General features: G+C 43.2%; 17 protein-coding genes. 6 read left to right on the forward strand and 11 right to left on the reverse strand.

Annotation, left to right across the window (positions count from 1 at the left end; genetic code table 11):
- Positions 1 to 133: 133 nt before the first annotated feature.
- Both speB and speE read right to left on the reverse strand, forming a co-directional pair.
- Positions 134 to 1,006, reverse strand: a complete 873-nt coding sequence (speB, locus tag V7654_RS03055) for an agmatinase (protein WP_335428373.1) — start codon at positions 1,004 to 1,006, stop codon at positions 134 to 136.
- A gap of 119 nt (positions 1,007 to 1,125) precedes the next feature.
- A complete protein-coding gene (gene speE / locus V7654_RS03060; RefSeq protein WP_335428374.1) occupies positions 1,126 to 1,953 on the reverse strand; it encodes a spermidine synthase in 828 nt (275 codons plus the stop codon).
- 306 nt (positions 1,954 to 2,259) lie between these two features.
- Between speE and V7654_RS03065 the strand changes: the two genes are divergently transcribed.
- The gene (locus tag V7654_RS03065; RefSeq protein WP_335428375.1) at positions 2,260 to 4,323 is read left to right on the forward strand and encodes a transglycosylase domain-containing protein; all 2,064 of its coding nucleotides are present in this window, start codon (positions 2,260 to 2,262) and stop codon (positions 4,321 to 4,323) included.
- Positions 4,324 to 4,582: 259 nt separating this feature from the next.
- Here V7654_RS03065 and V7654_RS03070 read toward each other — a convergent pair whose 3' ends face one another.
- Both V7654_RS03070 and V7654_RS03075 read right to left on the reverse strand, forming a co-directional pair.
- Positions 4,583 to 5,095, reverse strand: coding sequence for a YwhD family protein (locus V7654_RS03070; RefSeq protein ID WP_335428376.1), 513 nt, complete (start codon positions 5,093 to 5,095; stop codon positions 4,583 to 4,585).
- Between the two features lie 442 nt (positions 5,096 to 5,537).
- Positions 5,538 to 6,125 carry a site-2 protease family protein gene (locus tag V7654_RS03075; RefSeq protein WP_335428585.1) on the reverse strand — a complete coding sequence of 196 codons (588 nt, stop codon included), beginning with the start codon at positions 6,123 to 6,125 and terminating at the stop codon, positions 5,538 to 5,540.
- Positions 6,126 to 6,327: 202 nt separating this feature from the next.
- On the opposite strand from V7654_RS03075, the gene V7654_RS03080 reads away from it, so the two are divergent.
- A complete protein-coding gene (locus V7654_RS03080) occupies positions 6,328 to 6,513 on the forward strand; it encodes a 2-hydroxymuconate tautomerase (protein ID WP_335428378.1) in 186 nt (61 codons plus the stop codon).
- A 53-nt stretch (positions 6,514 to 6,566) separates the two neighbouring features.
- Here the strand turns inward: V7654_RS03080 and V7654_RS03085 are convergent, their stop codons facing one another.
- The 5 genes from V7654_RS03085 to V7654_RS03105 form a co-directional block, all read right to left on the reverse strand.
- Entirely contained in the window at positions 6,567 to 7,049 is a 483-nt protein-coding gene (locus V7654_RS03085; RefSeq protein ID WP_335428380.1) for an NUDIX hydrolase, read from the reverse strand.
- A 224-nt stretch (positions 7,050 to 7,273) separates the two neighbouring features.
- Complete coding sequence (locus tag V7654_RS03090; RefSeq protein WP_335428382.1) at positions 7,274 to 7,780, reverse strand: YwgA family protein; 507 nt, start codon at positions 7,778 to 7,780, stop codon at positions 7,274 to 7,276.
- A gap of 18 nt (positions 7,781 to 7,798) precedes the next feature.
- Positions 7,799 to 9,115: an HD domain-containing protein gene (locus V7654_RS03095; protein ID WP_335428383.1), complete on the reverse strand. Its 1,317-nt coding sequence runs from the start codon at positions 9,113 to 9,115 to the stop codon at positions 7,799 to 7,801.
- Between the two features lie 158 nt (positions 9,116 to 9,273).
- Positions 9,274 to 9,516: a hypothetical protein gene (locus V7654_RS03100; protein WP_335428384.1), complete on the reverse strand. Its 243-nt coding sequence runs from the start codon at positions 9,514 to 9,516 to the stop codon at positions 9,274 to 9,276.
- A 200-nt stretch (positions 9,517 to 9,716) separates the two neighbouring features.
- Complete coding sequence (locus tag V7654_RS03105) at positions 9,717 to 9,938, reverse strand: DUF1450 domain-containing protein (protein WP_335428385.1); 222 nt, start codon at positions 9,936 to 9,938, stop codon at positions 9,717 to 9,719.
- A gap of 253 nt (positions 9,939 to 10,191) precedes the next feature.
- On the opposite strand from V7654_RS03105, the gene V7654_RS03110 reads away from it, so the two are divergent.
- A complete protein-coding gene (locus tag V7654_RS03110) occupies positions 10,192 to 11,046 on the forward strand; it encodes an RsfA family transcriptional regulator (protein ID WP_335428386.1) in 855 nt (284 codons plus the stop codon).
- Between the two features lie 223 nt (positions 11,047 to 11,269).
- Here V7654_RS03110 and V7654_RS03115 read toward each other — a convergent pair whose 3' ends face one another.
- Complete coding sequence (locus tag V7654_RS03115) at positions 11,270 to 12,115, reverse strand: lipoate--protein ligase family protein (RefSeq protein ID WP_335428387.1); 846 nt, start codon at positions 12,113 to 12,115, stop codon at positions 11,270 to 11,272.
- A gap of 365 nt (positions 12,116 to 12,480) precedes the next feature.
- Positions 12,481 to 13,458 carry a phosphate acetyltransferase gene (pta, locus tag V7654_RS03120; RefSeq protein WP_335428388.1) on the reverse strand — a complete coding sequence of 326 codons (978 nt, stop codon included), beginning with the start codon at positions 13,456 to 13,458 and terminating at the stop codon, positions 12,481 to 12,483.
- Between the two features lie 243 nt (positions 13,459 to 13,701).
- Between pta and hemQ the strand changes: the two genes are divergently transcribed.
- From hemQ to V7654_RS03135, 3 genes are all read left to right on the forward strand, one after another.
- Entirely contained in the window at positions 13,702 to 14,448 is a 747-nt protein-coding gene (gene hemQ, locus V7654_RS03125; protein ID WP_335428389.1) for a hydrogen peroxide-dependent heme synthase, read from the forward strand.
- Positions 14,449 to 14,664: 216 nt separating this feature from the next.
- Entirely contained in the window at positions 14,665 to 15,204 is a 540-nt protein-coding gene (gerQ, locus tag V7654_RS03130) for a spore coat protein GerQ (protein WP_335428390.1), read from the forward strand.
- A gap of 132 nt (positions 15,205 to 15,336) precedes the next feature.
- On the forward strand, positions 15,337 to 16,854 hold the full coding sequence (locus tag V7654_RS03135) for an MDR family MFS transporter (RefSeq protein ID WP_335428391.1): 1,518 nt from the start codon (positions 15,337 to 15,339) through the stop codon (positions 16,852 to 16,854).
- Positions 16,855 to 16,914 lie beyond the last annotated feature (60 nt).

A 16,914-nucleotide genomic window follows, 5' to 3' on the forward strand; every position in this document is an offset into this window, starting at 1 on the left:
TTTGTCGAAATCCCGCAACCTGGAAAAAACATCTGATTTTTTCCAATTTTAAAAGGGAGAAGCACCGAGCTTTTACTCTCGAAAACAAAAAAAGCTGCCCCGTATAAAAAGGAAACAGCTTCATTTCTCATATTTACTTCACAAACCCAAGCATCATTTCACGAATGATTTTGCTCGCTGTGTTTGAAGTCATTTCAGATGTATCGTAGATTGGCGCTACTTCAACTAAATCTGCACCTACTACATTTACTTCAGAGTTTGCAATGGCATGGATGGATGCGAGCAATTCTTTTGAAGTGATTCCGCCAGCATCAACTGTTCCTGTTCCAGGCGCATGCGCTGGGTCAAGGACATCGATGTCGATTGTGACATAAACCGGACGGCCTGCAAGCGTAGGCAGAATTTCTTTTAAAGGCTCAAGAACCTCAAACTTTGAAATATGCATGCCGACTTCCTTTGCCCACTCGAACTCTTCCTTCATACCTGAACGAATTCCGAAAGAATACACATTTTTAGGGCCAATGTGCTCAGCAATTTTGCGGATTGGCGTTGAGTGGGATAATGGCTCCCCTTCATAATGCTCGCGCAAATCTGTGTGTGCATCAAAATGGATGATTGCCAGATTTTCATACTTTTTTGCTACAGCTTTCATGACCGGCCACGAAACAAGGTGCTCTCCACCCATTCCTAGCGGGAATTTTTCAGCAGCTAAAAGCTTGTCGACGAATTCTTCAATCATATCAAGGCTTTTTTGTGCATTCCCGAAAGGAAGCGGGATATCCCCTGCATCAAAATACTGAAGGTCTGCCATTTCACGGTCAAGGTACGGGCTGTATTCTTCTAATCCGATGGAAACCTCACGGATGCGAGTAGGGCCGAAACGGGAGCCCGGACGGTAGCTGACAGTCCAGTCCATTGGCATTCCGTAAAGAACTGCCTTGCTTTCCATATAGTTTGAATGGCTGCCGATAAATACATTGCCAGAATATGCTTCATCAAAACGCATTCCAAACACCTCTTTCACTATTGTTAGTCCACATTAAAAGGGCCCCCGAATGACCGGGAAGCCTTAACAGGGCGAACCCGGCAGAAGCCTGCAGCAACACCGGATCCAATATTCAAATCTTATTTTAAAAGGTCGCCAACAAATTTAGGCAATACGAAAGCTGCTTTGTGAAGCTCTTTCGTGTAGTATTTTGTTTCGATTTCATGGAAACGATCTTCGCTTACTTCAAGCGGGTCATGCTTCTTTGAACCCAGTGTGAATGCCCACATTCCGCTTGGGTATGTTGGGATGTTCGCAACATAAAGGCGTGTGATCGGGAAGATTTCTCTTACATCCTTTTGGACATTGCGGATTAGGTCCGCCTTGAACCAAGGGTTATCAGACTGTGCTACAAAGATGCCATCTTCCTTCAATGCCTTCGAAATTCCAGCGTAAAAGCCTTTAGTGAACAAGTTCACTGCTGGCCCAACTGGTTCAGTAGAGTCAACCATGATGACATCATACTGGTTTTCGCTTTCTGCGATATGCATGAAGCCGTCCCCAACCTGTACATCAACACGTGGATCATCAAGCTTGCCAGCGATTTCAGGCAGGTACTTTTTAGAGTACTCGATTACTTTTCCATCGATATCAACCAATGTCGCTTTTTTCACGCTAGGGTGCTTAAGGACTTCACGGATTACGCCACCATCGCCGCCGCCTACAACCAACACATGCTCAGGGTTAGGGTGCGTGAACAATGGAATGTGTGCAACCATTTCGTGGTATACGAACTCATCCTTTACAGATGTCATAACCATGTCGTCAAGCAATAGCATATTGCCCCACTCTTCTGTTTCCACCATATCAAGCTTCTGGAACTCTGTTTGTTCTGTATGTAACGTCTTGTTCACTTTCATCGTGATACCAAAGTTTTCTGTCTGCTTTTCTGTAAACCAAAGACCCATTAATATCCTTCCTTTCGGCAAAAAAATTCCGTTATGATGCGGCGAGTTTTCACATGCATGGACTAAAGCCTGAACATCATTTTATACACTGCTAGACCTTTACGCCCCGTAATTATCTATTTTCAAAATGAATCGCTTGCATATTTAGTTTTATACTTCCCCAACATCACAAATACAAACATCAGAAAAAGTATAGTTGAATCTAGCAAAATTGCAAGTAAAATTTAATTCTCGGCCTCTAAATGTTTAAAACTTGCGATTTTCTTTCATACTGATAGTATCTATCTTTTTGAGGGGGAAAGCAGCATGGAGCTGATGACCGACCAGCGGTTTCGCAAAACAATTAAATACTTGCGGGCACTCATCTTTTTTGGGCTTGCGGGCTTGGCCTTAGCCACCGTTCTTTACTTTTCTCTGATCGGTTACGCTAAGCTGCAGGGACCGCCTGAGTTAGCTGTACCGCAGTCTACCTTATACTTTTCAGACGATGGCACTGTCATCGGCGAGAGTAATTCTGGACAGAAGCGTTATTGGGTTTCATTAAAAGATATCTCTCCGCATTTAATTGATGCAACGATATCTATAGAAGATAAAAGCTTTTTTGCTCATAACGGCTTTGATTATAAACGGATTGCCGGGGCCGCACTCGCTGACGTAAAGGCGATGTCAAAGGTTCAGGGAGCTAGCACGATCACCCAGCAATACGCACGGAACCTTTACCTTGCCCATGAAAAAACATGGAAGCGAAAAGCGGTTGAAGCGTTCTATACATTACGGCTTGAAATGAATTATTCGAAGGATGAGATCCTCGAAGGTTATTTAAATACAATTTATTATGGCAATGGTGCATATGGTGTCCAGGCTGCAAGCCGTTATTATTTTGGCAAGGACGCGAAGGATTTATCCCTTGCGGAAGCTTCCATGCTGGCAGGAATCCCGAAAGGCCCTAACATTTATTCGCCTTTTGCTTCCATGGAAAAAGCAAAGCAGCGCCAGCAGACGGTCCTCTACACAATGAAGGCAAATGGGTTCATAGATGAGCTGACGGCTGAAAAAGCTAAAATAGAGAAACTGCAGCTTGTCGGCAAACACCAGCATGGCCAGCTTGGCTCGGCACCGTATTTCCAGGATGCAGTTAGGAACGCGCTGAAAAACTCATTGAATTTCGATGATCGCACCATCTCCCTGGGTGGTTTGAAGGTATATACGACTCTCAACCTGGAACAGCAGGAAATCGCTGAAAAAACAATCAGCAACATGATTTCATCTGACTCAGAAATACAGGCCGGATTTGTGGCCATGAACCCGAAAAACGGGTATGTGAAGGCACTTGTTGGTGGAAGAAATTACGAGGAAAGTCCATTTAACCGGGCCGTCCAGGCAGTCAGACAGCCGGGCTCTACGATGAAGCCGCTGCTCTATTATGCCGCTCTGGAAAATGGCTTCACGCCATCAACGACCATGAAGAGCCAGCTGACAACATTCATGTTTGATGACGATCGCTCTGAATATACACCGCACAATTTTAACAACAAATATGCAAACGCTGATATCACTATGGCTCAGGCATTAGCAGTGTCTGATAACGTCTATGCAGTGAAAACACATCTCTTCCTCGGTGAGGAAACCTTAATTGAAACCGCCAAACGTTTTGGCATCACAACGAAAATGGAAAAGGTTCCTTCGCTTGCTCTTGGTACCTCAGGGGTGAGGGTAATTGAAATGGCCAATGCCTACAGTATGCTGGCCAATGGCGGCAAAAAAGTGGCGCCAGTTTTGATTAAAAGGGTTGAGAACCATAGAGGGGATGTCATCTATGAATACCAACCTGAAGATGCTGAGGTATTGAAGCCTGAAGTAGCATCGGTCATGACCCATATGCTGACAGGAATCTTTGATAAAAAGCTGAACGGATACGCTTCCGTTACTGGCAGCACGCTGATCAAGAAAATGACACGGCCATATGCGGCAAAATCAGGAACGACTGAAACAGACAGCTGGATGATCGGCTACACTCCCCAGCTCGTCTCGGCAGTATGGACTGGGTACGACAAAGGCAAGCCAATCGAGCTGCCAGTGGAAAAATCATACGCAAAGAATATTTGGCTCGATTTCATGGAAAAAGCACTCGACAATGAGCCTGCGAAGAAATTCAAAGCTGCAAAAGGCACAGTCGCTGTGTATGTCGACCCTGCCAACGGAAAGCTCGCTGCCGATGACTGCCCAGTTAAACGACTCACTTACTTCCAGACCGGCACTGAGCCAACAGAATATTGCACAGACCATCTCGGTGACGTAGAGTTTAAAGAAGAAAAACCAGAAAAGAAAAAAGAAAAGAAACCTTGGTATAAGCGTCTATTCGGGAACTAAGTATCTGCCTACCATACCTTGTCAACGACAATTATCGCCAAAAAAAGGCCTTAAATCAAAGAAAAACCCCGGAAGTAAGCTCCCGGGGTTTTTCTCGTCCTAGCATAAAATGTGTTTTTACGCTGTTATAAGTTTACTTTTTTTATTCAAAGTGAGCAAGCCAGATATTGTTAACTAGAAAAAATGTCACAATTTCGACAAATTTAAGGGATATTTATCCAAGTCGTCTTTCTTCATAAAATCGAACTTTAACACTTCCTTATTCAGCAGCTAAATCAGCCTTCAATTGCTCAGATGATCTTTCCCACATACCAGCATCATGATTTTTCAAATAATCAGCAAGGATTGCTTTGGATTTGTCATCCATATGGTCGACAATGATATGTCGCTTTATTGACTTATCAAGACGGTTCACATGCTCAGGCAGCAATTTATAGCCGCGGCGAATTTCACGGTTGATGGTCATTTCGCACGCTGTAACCCCAGCATAATATGGACCCTCTTCCTTCCTGTCAATCGTCACCCAGACAACCCAATACAGCTTCGCATCCGGAACTTCATTGCGGTCAGGGAGAAACTTGATGCCTTTTTCGACAACACTCCTCGCGTGCATCGCTCCTACATCAACTGTTGCCTCACCCGCCTCCACATCCACGATGACCGGTGACACATTGTCTAAAGTAAGAACACCCTTCCCGAACCCCTTATGGCCGTCCATAGGATCATTCTTGATAATATTGAAACCGATATTTTTACCTTTTTTCTCTTCCATAAAAAATAACCTCCTTAACGCGTTTACGACCTTTAATGGAACAATTCGTTGTAGTTATTCCGTTTTTATTGTTCTTATTATCTAAATTGAACAGGTTTTCTCGCAGTTTTTTATCCTTTAATGTCCAATGGCTTTTATTGGAACATCCTACTGACGATTTTCTCCTTCGCAGTGTTCCAATCGACCTTATTGGAACATTCTACTGGCGATTTTCTCCTTCGCAATGTTCCAATGGACCTTATTGGAACATCCTACTGACGATTTTCTCCTTCGCAATGTTCCAATAGACCTTATTGGAACATCCTACTGGCGATTTTCTCCTTCGCAGTGTTCCAATGGACCTTATTGGAACATTCTACTGGCGATTTTCTCCTTCGCAATGTTCCATTAGACCCTATTGAAACATTCTAAGACGATTTTTTTCTTTGCCTGTTACCAAACCCTAACTAAACAAACTCTGAATACCATCAAGCAATGCCGGTATCACATAATGGAAAATCGGCTGGATTGTATATTGGTCAAGTGGCGTGATTACCAGGATCAAGAAAATAACTGATCCATACGCTTCGTACTGGGTAAGCTTCGCTCTGATGTTCGCAGGTGCCAGGTCCTCGATGATGCGGTAGCCATCAAGCGGCGGGAACGGCAAGAGGTTAAAGACGAACAGCATCGCGTTCAGCCCTATGAATATATTGAGAAAATCAAGAAAAAATTGTGGTACACCAGCAGCCAATCCAAGGGCGCTATATATGTACCAGATCGCGAAGGCTAGGATGACCAGGAGCAGGTTGCTGATTGGGCCAGCAACAGAAACGAGTACTCCCGCAAGCCGCGGATTCTTGAACATAAATCGATTCACGGGGACAGGTCTGGCCCAGCCAAAACCAGCAATGAAGATCAGGATCGTTCCAAGTGGATCCAGATGCTGAATTGGATTCAGCGTCAGCCTCCCCTGCTTTTGCGCAGTGGGATCGCCAAACTTATAAGCAACCCATGCATGCGCGAACTCATGAACTGTAAAAGCAATCATCAGCGCCACAGCAACATAAGGAATTTCAGTTAACGAATAGGGTAAAAACACATTCCATTCCCCTTTTGTCTTTTTTCTAAATTATAACCCATTATACTTTGAATGTGAAAAAGTGAATCTTCCATAGGACTTGCGCATTTTGGAGAATTATGAAAAACTCAAAATAGATATACATTTCAACACATTCAAGGAGGCAAAACACATGCCATACGTAACTGTAAAAATGCTTGAAGGCCGCTCTGAAGACCAAAAGAAAGCTCTAGTTGAAAAAGTAACCGATGCAGTAAGCGAAACAACTGGCGCACCAAAAGAAAAAGTCGTTGTGTTCATCGAGGAAATGACGAAGAACCATTATGCTGTTGCAGGCAAGCGTTTGAGTGACGAGTAGTAATACCCTTTTTTAAAAGCTCAGAACTCCAAGTTCTGAGCTTTTACATTCGATTACATAAGTGTGTTTAGCTTCAACACAAAATCAGGATGAGTTACATACTCCATATAATGAATTGAACCGCTAAAATTCAAATAAGCCTCGAATCTTGTCCGGTAAGCAGGGCCAGAAATCCATTCAAGCACCTTTTCTTTCTCAACCCAGCGACTATCAGATGTTTCCACCGAAACACTTAATTCCCCGCCGACACTCTTACAGGCATAATCCAGCATCAATTTTGTCGGTACATCGGTGATCCCGTCATACCACTTATGTATTGCAGTATTAGAGTAAATTCCGATTAAGTTATTGATTACAATATCAATGCCACTTTCCTCTTTCACTTCCCTGCTGAGCGCATCAAGCAAATTTTCACCAACCTCTACCTGCCCACCAGGAAATACCCATCCCCCATGCTGAGTTTTGACCAAAAGGATTTTCCCTTCCTCATTCTCCACAATTCCACCAACTGCAACGATATGTGTTGGCATCTGCATGTAACCCACTCCCATTAAATCAATTTGCTGCTATCTATTTAATTCACCATAAACATCTGTATTTTCCTTCCAATTTAAACTTTTTCTGCATTCATCGAGAGCTTTCTTTTGATGATCCCTCATCCGAAATACTTTCCAACTAGGCACCAATGGCTTCAAACTTGCCTTCAAAAACAAAAAAGAGTACAAAACCAATAAAGGTTCCATACTCGATTTATCTTTTATCAATGCCTGGCCTTTTCCTTCAAGCTTGCGATATACGAATAAGCTTCCGCGATTTCTTCATCGGAGTACTTCTGGCTCTTCTTCACCGTCTGTACTTTTTCCTTAACTTCGTCCTCTGGCAAGTTATCAAAATACAAAACAGTTGATACGAGTTCAAGGAATCTCGCATTCTGGTCGTTGATGTCAGTCAGGCAGTCGCCTAAGCAAGGCATCTCGATGCTATTCTCACCAAGAAACTCCTGGCCAGCTTCCGTCAATGTATACCGGTATTGGTAGTAGCCGCCCTTCTTTTCCTTCACTTCATTCAAGAAGCCCATGTTGCATAGCTCTTCAACCCTTAAGGTAAGCTCTTCCGAATAAGGGCCGTAAAAATGAAACTGGAATCGTTCCTGGAAAGGATATTCCATTTTCTTTGCGATATAGATCATTTTCTGAAGCTTCTTCCTGCCGATGACCTCTCCAGAAACTGAAATGGCATGTATGATTTTAGCGTGGTCTTTTAACAAAACGCGTCAACTCCTGTATCAATTGGTCCCATTGTCTAAGTTCAGTTCAAGAATCTGTACAATCTGCTCGATTTCAGGACGTGCTTTTTCTTTTTCCAGAAAATCTGCAGGATAATAAAGTTTATGGTCTGTCCGCCTTTTACCCGAAATGGCATCAACAATCTCAGATTCTCTTGAAAGCTCCCGAATTTCCCCGTTTTTCTTCAGCAGGTGGATTGGAAGGCGTTCTTCCTCCTCGCCCGGACGGTAAAAATCGTATGGCAAATCTGAAGATGAATCGACGACCAGGTAATATTCAGGATCAAGTCCTGCCTGTTCAAACAACACAGAGAGCTTCGCGAGCTTTTTGTATTCCTTGGCAGGGTCAAACTCAACATATTTAAATAGATTACGGTTATTGAAACGCCTGCACAGATCACTCAGGATCTCGTCCTCTTCCTCTTCCCAACTCTGAAAATAGTAGAGGAATACGGCTTCATCCAGTTTTAAGTAGTCCTGCAGCGTCAAACGATCTTCAAAGATTGAGTAAAAATGATGCGGTTTATGTTTGAAGGTGTAGTTTTGCTCATGAAGGTGTTTTGCACGGTGCAGGATTTTTGTCAGAATGACTTCGGCACTTCTTGTCACTGGATGGAAATAAACCTGCCAGTACATCTGATAGCGGCTCATTATGTAGTCCTCGACAGCATGCATCCCGCTTTGCTTGATGACAACCTGGTCTTCCTTCGGGCGCATGACACGCAAAATCCGTTCCATATCAAAATGTCCGTAGCTCACTCCTGTAAAATAGGCATCTCTTTGCAGATAGTCCATTCTGTCAGCGTCAATCTGACTTGAAATCAAGCTGATGACAAGCTTATTTTCGTACGTTTTTTCAATGACTTCGGCGACCTTTTTCGGAAAATCCGGCGCTACCCTTGTGAGCACTTCATTGACCTCGGTATCTCCAAGGATGATTTCCCTTGTAAAATCCTCATGGTCCAGGTCGAATACCTTCTCAAAAGAATGCGAGAACGGACCATGGCCAAGATCATGAAGCAGTGCTGCACACATCGACAGCAGACGCTCCCCCTGATCCCATTCGGGACGGGCGGCAAAAGCATCGTCGACAATCCGGCGCACAATTTCATAGACACCCAGCGAATGGTTAAACCTGCTGTGCTCAGCTCCGTGGAAGGTTAAGTACGTCGTGCCGAGCTGCTTGATCCTTCTTAGACGCTGGAACTCCTTCGTTCCAATCAAATCCCAGATCACCCGGTCACGGACATGGACATACCGGTGTACTGGATCTTTGAAAACTTTTTCTTCAAATAGCTTTTCTTCCGAATATCCCATCGTTCCCCTTCTTCCTGTTCATCTTGTTAATTATTATAGCTTGTTTCATTCGCCAAATCACCTCGATTTTCTGCAAATTTTTACAAATATTGCAACCTCATTTTAAGAAAATGAGAGTTCATCAGGGTTCAAGATGATAAAAAAATTAATAAAAAAATTTACCATACTTTCTTCTTTCCATTCTTCGGCATTCCGTAAACAAGTTCCTTTTTGAAAAAGAAAAGCTTTGTTAAATATAATGACCATTGGTGGATGTTTTCTTCTCTTGAATGGTCTTTAGAAACCCTATTATGACCTCTCGCTTCTGTTTTTTCTCTCGAATGGTCTTTTGAACCTCTATTATGACCTCTCGCTTTCGTTTTTTTCTCTCGAATGGTCTTTAGAACCTCTATTATGACCACTCGCTTTCGTTTTTTCCCCTCGAATAGTTTTTAGAACCTCTATTATGACCATTCGCTTTCGTTTTTTCTCTCGAATGGTCAATATTGTAGTTTGCAAGTTTAAAGAGGAAAAAAAATCACCTCTAAACTTTTGTTTAAAGGTGATTTGTATGAAAGATTTTAAAAAACAAAGAACCTGAAGCGGGTAATAGCTGATCAGGTTATTTCAGTTTTTTCTCGACTTTTTCCATTAGTTCTTCTTCAGTCAGAGCAGCTACTGGACGGTTATTGACGAATGCAAAAGTCTTCTTTCTGCCTGGCCCGCAATAAGACTGGCAGCCAATCTCTACTTTCGCTTCAGGATCCAGCTTGTTCAGCTTCGGAATCAATGTTTTAAGGTTTACGGCCTGACAATCGTCGCAAACACGAAATTCGTTTGCCATTTAGGACAACCCTTTCTTATATCAACAACAAATGTTGACAACACTTTTAGACTAAAGGGTATTTTACAACTTATCTCAAAGGATTGCAAGCCGGCGAGACGGTCCTCTTGCTTATCTATCTTTATGAAAAACACGTATTTATGCGAAAAATCTACTATCCTTCCATTTTGCAATGTATAAGCTATCCAATTTCAGGACATGATTGAAGTATAAGTTTCAATAGTTAACCAATGTAAAAGGGAGTTGAAGAAAAATGAAAGTACGCCAGGATGCCTGGACAGATGAAAATGATTTATTGCTAGCGGAAACTGTGCTGCGCCATGTAAGAGAAGGAAGTACACAATTGAATGCGTTTGAAGAGGTGGGCGACAAGCTTGACCGCACTTCTGCTGCCTGCGGTTTCAGATGGAACGCAGTTGTTAGGCACACTTACGAAAAAGCATTGCAGCTAGCTAAAAAACAGCGGAAACAGAGACAGAGAATCCTAGGAAAAGATCAAGGCGGCAAAAAGAAATTATTATATGCACCGCCAGTACCAGTGATGGATCAAAGTTTGACAGCTTCGTTGCCAGTAGCGGAAACACATGATTCCCAGATTACCTTTGATCTTTCAATGCTTGATCAGGATGACAGTCAAATCGAAGCAGCACTTATGGCAGAAATGCAAGATTTAATGAATGAAAAACAAGAACAAAAAGATTTCTCTGTAGAAGCAGCTGAAATGGCTGAGGTACCGGTCGCATCAGCACCGGCGCAAAGAGTCCAGACTTCACCAATAAGGCATACCGTTCCTTCTACTGGCTTGACGATGGGCCATGTCATTGCCTATCTGCAAAGCTTGAATGGATCGACACTTCAAGTAGATATCTATAAGAGTGAGAATGAAAGATTAAAGCGCGAAATCAATAGTTTAAGAAAGCAGAACGAAGAACTGCAGGAAAAAATAAATAGGCTCGAGAAAAATACGAATACGATGCAGGAAGATTACGAAACACTCATGAAAATCATGAATCGCGCCCGCAAGCTTGCCCTGTTTGAAGAAGAAGAACGTCCGGCAACAAAGTTCAAGATGGACCGCAACGGCAATCTAGAAAAAGTAGCAGAATAACCTAGTTTTCCTAATTAATAAATAGATAGATGATGATTGGTTGGAGAAGGAGAAAAAGCAGCAGCCCCCTCTTAAGAAAAAGCCGGAACCATTTGGATTCCGGCTTTTCCTTTTATATTATGGCTCCAATTCTATTGAGGCCTGGATCCTGTTTGCGGCTGAAATTCTATTTAGCAGCTGAGATCGTATTTACTAGGCGGACTTCAGAAGCCCTGGTTTCCAACTATATCAGGGGCTCAAGAAACTTTTCATTCCGTTCAATAATCCGGTTGTAATAGTGGTCAAATAATTCAATCTCCGTACCGTTAAGATATCCGGATGTCAGCTCGTCGCTGTTTGCGTTCAGGAATTTTAAAAAACGTAACATCACATCCTGAACCGTCATCTCGACACCAAACAGCTCGGAAAGAGAGGCCATGACCTCAGGCTGGATCTCCGGATAGCTGAATTTCGTACTCTCGCCTTTTTTCGCTCGAGAGTAAAATTCCCTGATCAATTCCGCCCGTGCGCTGCCACTTCCAGTCACACAGAGATAGATTTGGACAGCTACCCCTTTTTTCAGGCGGCGCTGTGAGATTCCGGCAAATTTCTTGTCACCAATGCTTAAATCATAGCTTCCCGGACAATACGAAGCTGAAATCTCCTTCGCTTCGATCTCTTTATTAAAATCTGCAAACATTTCTTTTATTAATAACCACATGGCATCGTAGCCTCGGTTGATGTCAATTCCCTTTTCCTTCTCAGGTAAAATAAGAGAAAGGTTAAGGACTCCTTCATCGAGCACAACGGCAAGACCGCCGGAATTGCGGACGATATATTGATAGCCTTGCTCCTCGAGGTAATCCAGTCCATCCTGAAGATGCGGCAGCCTGGTATCCTGTATGCCAAGGACAACCGTATTATGGTGCACCCAGGCACGTGCAGTTGCCGGTGACTGTCCAGTACCAACCGATTCACATAATGTATCATCCGTCCCAAACGACTGGAGGGCATGAAAGTGCGCACCCAGCGCCGACTGGTCAATCAATCTCCACTTGTCCTGACGCAATAAATTGAGCGCCTCATCCATGTGAATTCCCCTTTTCAAAAACACTTTTACACGATTTCTATTATATTTCGTTGATATTATAGCATATCAAGGAGTATTCTCATCATTCTCGAAGATATTCTGCCTGGATTAATTTTTTCTCCCCGTTGGTTTCATTTTTATCCCCGTTAAAGTCATTTTTCTTCCCGTTGGTTTCTTTTTTCTCCCCGTTAAAATCATTTTTCTCCCCGTCAGTTACTTTGCTCTTCCCTTGGCTGATATTTTCTGCGTTTCAGCCAAGTCTTCTCACGCTTTAAAATTCATCATATCTTCCATTAGTAAATATCCTTATTTCAAAAACAAAAAGCCGATCGACAAAATCGACCGGCTGGATTTGCTTATATACCTTACTTCACAAGCGCCTGCGCTGCTGTAATCAAAGCAAGCTTGTATACATCTTCCTCGCTGCAGCCGCGGGATAGATCATTTACAGGTCGGTTCAAGCCTTGTAAAATCGGACCGACTGCTTCAAAACCACCTAAACGCTGGGCGATTTTATAGCCGATATTACCTGCTTCAAGGCTTGGGAACACGAATACATTCGCATCACCCTGAAGTGGGGAATTCGGAGCCTTCTTTTCAGCTACAGATGGAACGAACGCTGCGTCGAATTGGAATTCACCATCAACGATCAGTAATGGATCGCGCAGCTTAGCTTCTTCAACTGCCTTAGATACTTTTTCCGTTTCAGGAGAAACAGCAGAACCTTTAGTAGAGAAGCTGAGCATTGCTACTCTTGGCTCAACATCGAACATTCTTGCTGTCTTTGTGCTTTCGATTGCGATTTCAGCAAGGTCCTGGCTGTCTGGTGCAATGTTGATCGCACAGTCAGCAAATACATATTTCTCGTCTTCACGAACCATGATGAAGACGCCAGATGTCTTGCGGACGCCTTCTTTTGTTTTGATGATCTGCAATGCAGGTCTTACTGTATCAGCAGTAGAATGTGCCGCACCGCTTACAAGTCCGTCCGCTTTGTTTGCGTACACTAGCATAGTGCCGAAGTAGTTTTCATCAATCAGAATCTGGTGTGCTTGTTCTTCAGTAGCTTTGCCTTTACGTCTTTCAACAAATGCTGCAACAAGCTCGTCCATCATTGCGAAATTCGCTGGATCATAGATTTCAATCGCATCAAGGGAAACGTCCATGTCGTTAGCCTTTGCCTGGATCTGTTCAATATTCCCTACTAAAATGGGTGTTAATACACCGTCAGCAGCCAGTCGGCCAGCTGCTGCTAATATCCGCTCATCAAGGCCTTCCGGAAAAACAATCCGTAAATTTTGTCCGCTTAACTTGGCTTTTAAGCCTTCAAATAAATCACTCATTCTGACTCCTCCTTTTATCTATACTTCTAGAATACTTTACGTGTTTCAAAATTCAAGAATGTTACCGTTTCCAGTCAGAAGTCTTTTTATTGTAAATATTCAAGCATGTTTTTCCTGCCTCTTTTATCATTAACAAATTATCCATTTTGTACTCCTTGTAAACAATCAGCGTTTTATAAGCATGACGTATGGAGAAACTATGATATGATAATGGTATATTTATGATATTTAGGAGTGATATAAATGAGTGAAGCAGCACAGACACTTGATGGCTGGTATTGCCTGCATGATTTCCGTACTGTAGATTGGACTACCTGGAAGATGCTTTCTAGCGATGAGCGCCAGGCAGCAATCCATGAATTCCTTGGCCTGGTAGAAAAATGGAACGGTGCGCAAAGCGAGAAAAATGGCAGCCACGCTCTATATACAATCGTTGGCCAAAAAGCAGATTTCATGATGATGATCCTGCGCCCTACAATGGAAGAGTTGAATGAAATCGAAACGGAATTCAACAAGACAAAGCTTGCTGAATTCACGGTTCCAGCACACTCTTACGTTTCTGTTGTTGAGTTGAGCAACTACTTGCCTGCCGGCGAAGACCCATACCAGAACCCACAAATCCTTGCGCGTCTATATCCTGAGCTTCCAAAAGCGAAGCATGTTTGCTTCTATCCAATGGACAAGCGCCGCCAGGGCAATGACAACTGGTACATGCTTCCGATGGAAGAACGCCGCAACATGATGCGCAGCCACGGCATGATCGGCCGCCAGTATGCTGGAAAAGTAAAGCAAATCATCACAGGATCTGTAGGATTTGATGACTATGAGTGGGGCGTAACTCTGTTTGCAGATGAAGTCCTTCAATTCAAGAAGCTGGTGTATGAAATGCGCTTTGACGAAGTTAGCGCACGCTACGGCGAATTCGGTGCTTTCTTCGTAGGAAACCTGCTTGAAGAAGATCGCGTAGCAGCGTTTTTACATGTAAACTAATCAATCCTCTTAAAACCCCGGACGAAATGTCCGGGGTTTTTTTATGCTCCTTTCTCCCTTCATTTTTTCTGTCATAAAATCAAGCTTCCCTCATATGAATGAAATAGTGAGGATTCATTTTACTTGTACACCCATCCTGTAAAAGGGCAATTTCACCAGTCTACATATAAAGGTGAAATGAAAGCAATCAATAAAAACGTTTAAGGAGGAAAAACAATGACGCAATTCAATTATCCATATTATAATTACAGAACCTATCCGCAAACGTACAATCCATATGTAGCGTCTGATTCCCAAGGGCAAAGTGGATACACTGACACACAGCAGATGGGGCAGATGGGGCAAATGGGACAAATGGGACAAATGGGACAGATGGGGCAGATGGGCACTCCTTATACTCAGCCGCCTGTGCCGTTTCCATCCCAAACTGGCGGAGAAGTCACTGGCGCAGGTCCACAGGTTTCTGGCATGCTTCCGGCGGAGCAATCGTATATAGAAAATATTCTCCGTCTGAACAAAGGAAAGCTGGCAACCATTTATATGACGTTTGAAAACAATCGCGAATGGAATGCGAAGATCTTCAAGGGAATAATTGAAGCGGCTGGAAGGGACCACATCATTATCAGCGATCCGCAAACAAATATGCGCTACTTGCTGCCAATGATTTATCTGGATTACATTACTTTCGATGAAGAAATTGAGTATGAATATCCATATGGTGCAGGAGCTGGGTTGGCTACTTATCCTCCACGCTAAAAATAGTACTTTTCAAAACGGCTTCGGCCGTTTTTTTATTTATAGCTATCTTGTTCTTGACAATCTAGTTGATGGAAAAATAAGATTGATATACCTAATTTTTACTATTACGAAGAACTGCAGGAGGAATTTATGGTATCCAGCCAAAGAAATTTAAAACTGGTTGTAGCAGGTCTCTTACTTGGAATTTTAATGTCAGCTATGGACAATACGATTGTGGCCACCGCCATGGGAACGATTGTTGCTGATCTCGGGGATTTTGACAAGTTTGTATGGGTCACTTCCGCCTATATGGTCACTGTCATGGCAGGGATGCCGATCTTTGGGAAGCTGTCTGATATGTATGGGCGGAAACGATTTTACATATTCGGCTTGCTTGTTTTTTTAATTGGATCTGCATTGTGCGGAATTGCTGAAACGATGGTACAGCTAAGTGTTTACAGGGCCATCCAGGGTATAGGCGGCGGTGCCTTGATGCCAATTGCGTTTACGATTGTTTTTGATATCTTCCCGCCAGAAAAACGCGGGAAAATGACTGGCCTTCTCGGTGCAGTTTTCGGGACTTCAAGCGTTCTTGGACCACTGCTCGGTGCCTATATCACTGACTGGTTCAGCTGGCACTGGGTGTTCTATATCAATGTTCCAATTGGCATCGTTTCTTTATTTTTGATCGTAAAGTATTATCATGAATCCGCTCAGCATTCCCGGCAAAAAATTGACTGGGCTGGCGCTTTCACCCTGGTCATCGCTGTAGTCAGCTTAATGTTCGCCCTCGAACTTGGCGGTAAAGAATACAGCTGGGATTCGCTGCAGATTATTGGTTTGTTCACCAGCTTTGCTCTTTTCTTCATTGTTTTTATTTTTACAGAAAGAAAAGCAGAAGAACCAATCATTTCTTTCTGGATGTTTAAAAGGCGCTTGTTCGCAACATCGCAAATTCTTGCGTTTTTATACGGGGCTACGTTCATTATCCTTGCAGTCTTTATTCCTATCTTCGTACAGGCTGTCTATGGCGGGTCAGCCAAAACAGCCGGCTTGATTTTAACACCAATGATGCTCGGTTCCGTTGCCGGGAGTGCAGTGGGCGGCGTTTTCCAGACAAAAACAAGCTATCGCAACCTTATGTTCATTTCTGTTGCTGCGTACTTTGCGGGCATGCTGCTGCTCAGCACGATGACACCAGAAACGTCCAGGGTTATGCTGACACTCTTTATGATTTTAGTCGGATTCGGTATGGGATTCTCATTCTCCTTGCTGCCTACGGCTTCCATCCATAATCTTGACCCTCGTTTCCGGGGATCTGCGAACTCGACTAATTCATTCCTTCGCTCTCTTGGAATGACACTTGGGGTAACCATCTTTGGAACCATCCAAAATAATGTATTTAAAGAAGAGCTGATAAGCGCATTTAAAGGAATGGTCGGCGGTCAAGGTAATCAGTTTGCGGGCGATCCACAGCAGCTATTTCAGTCCGGACAGCGGTCGCAAATCCCGGAATTCGTTCTTGATAAAATTGTCCAGGCAATGTCGACTTCCATTACACATATCTTTGCGCTAGCCTTAATTCCAATCGTCATTTCTGCCGTCACTATTTTCTTCATGGGCAAAGAGCGGGTTGAGATTAATAAAACCATTGTAAAAGAATCCTAATCTTTTTTAAAAAGGGCTCTGTTAAACACGGCTGTTGATTTTCGTTCCAGGCGCTTCGCT

Source organism: Bacillus sp. JJ1609, from assembly GCF_036967045.1.
Classification (GTDB): domain Bacteria; phylum Bacillota; class Bacilli; order Bacillales; family Cytobacillaceae; genus Mesobacillus.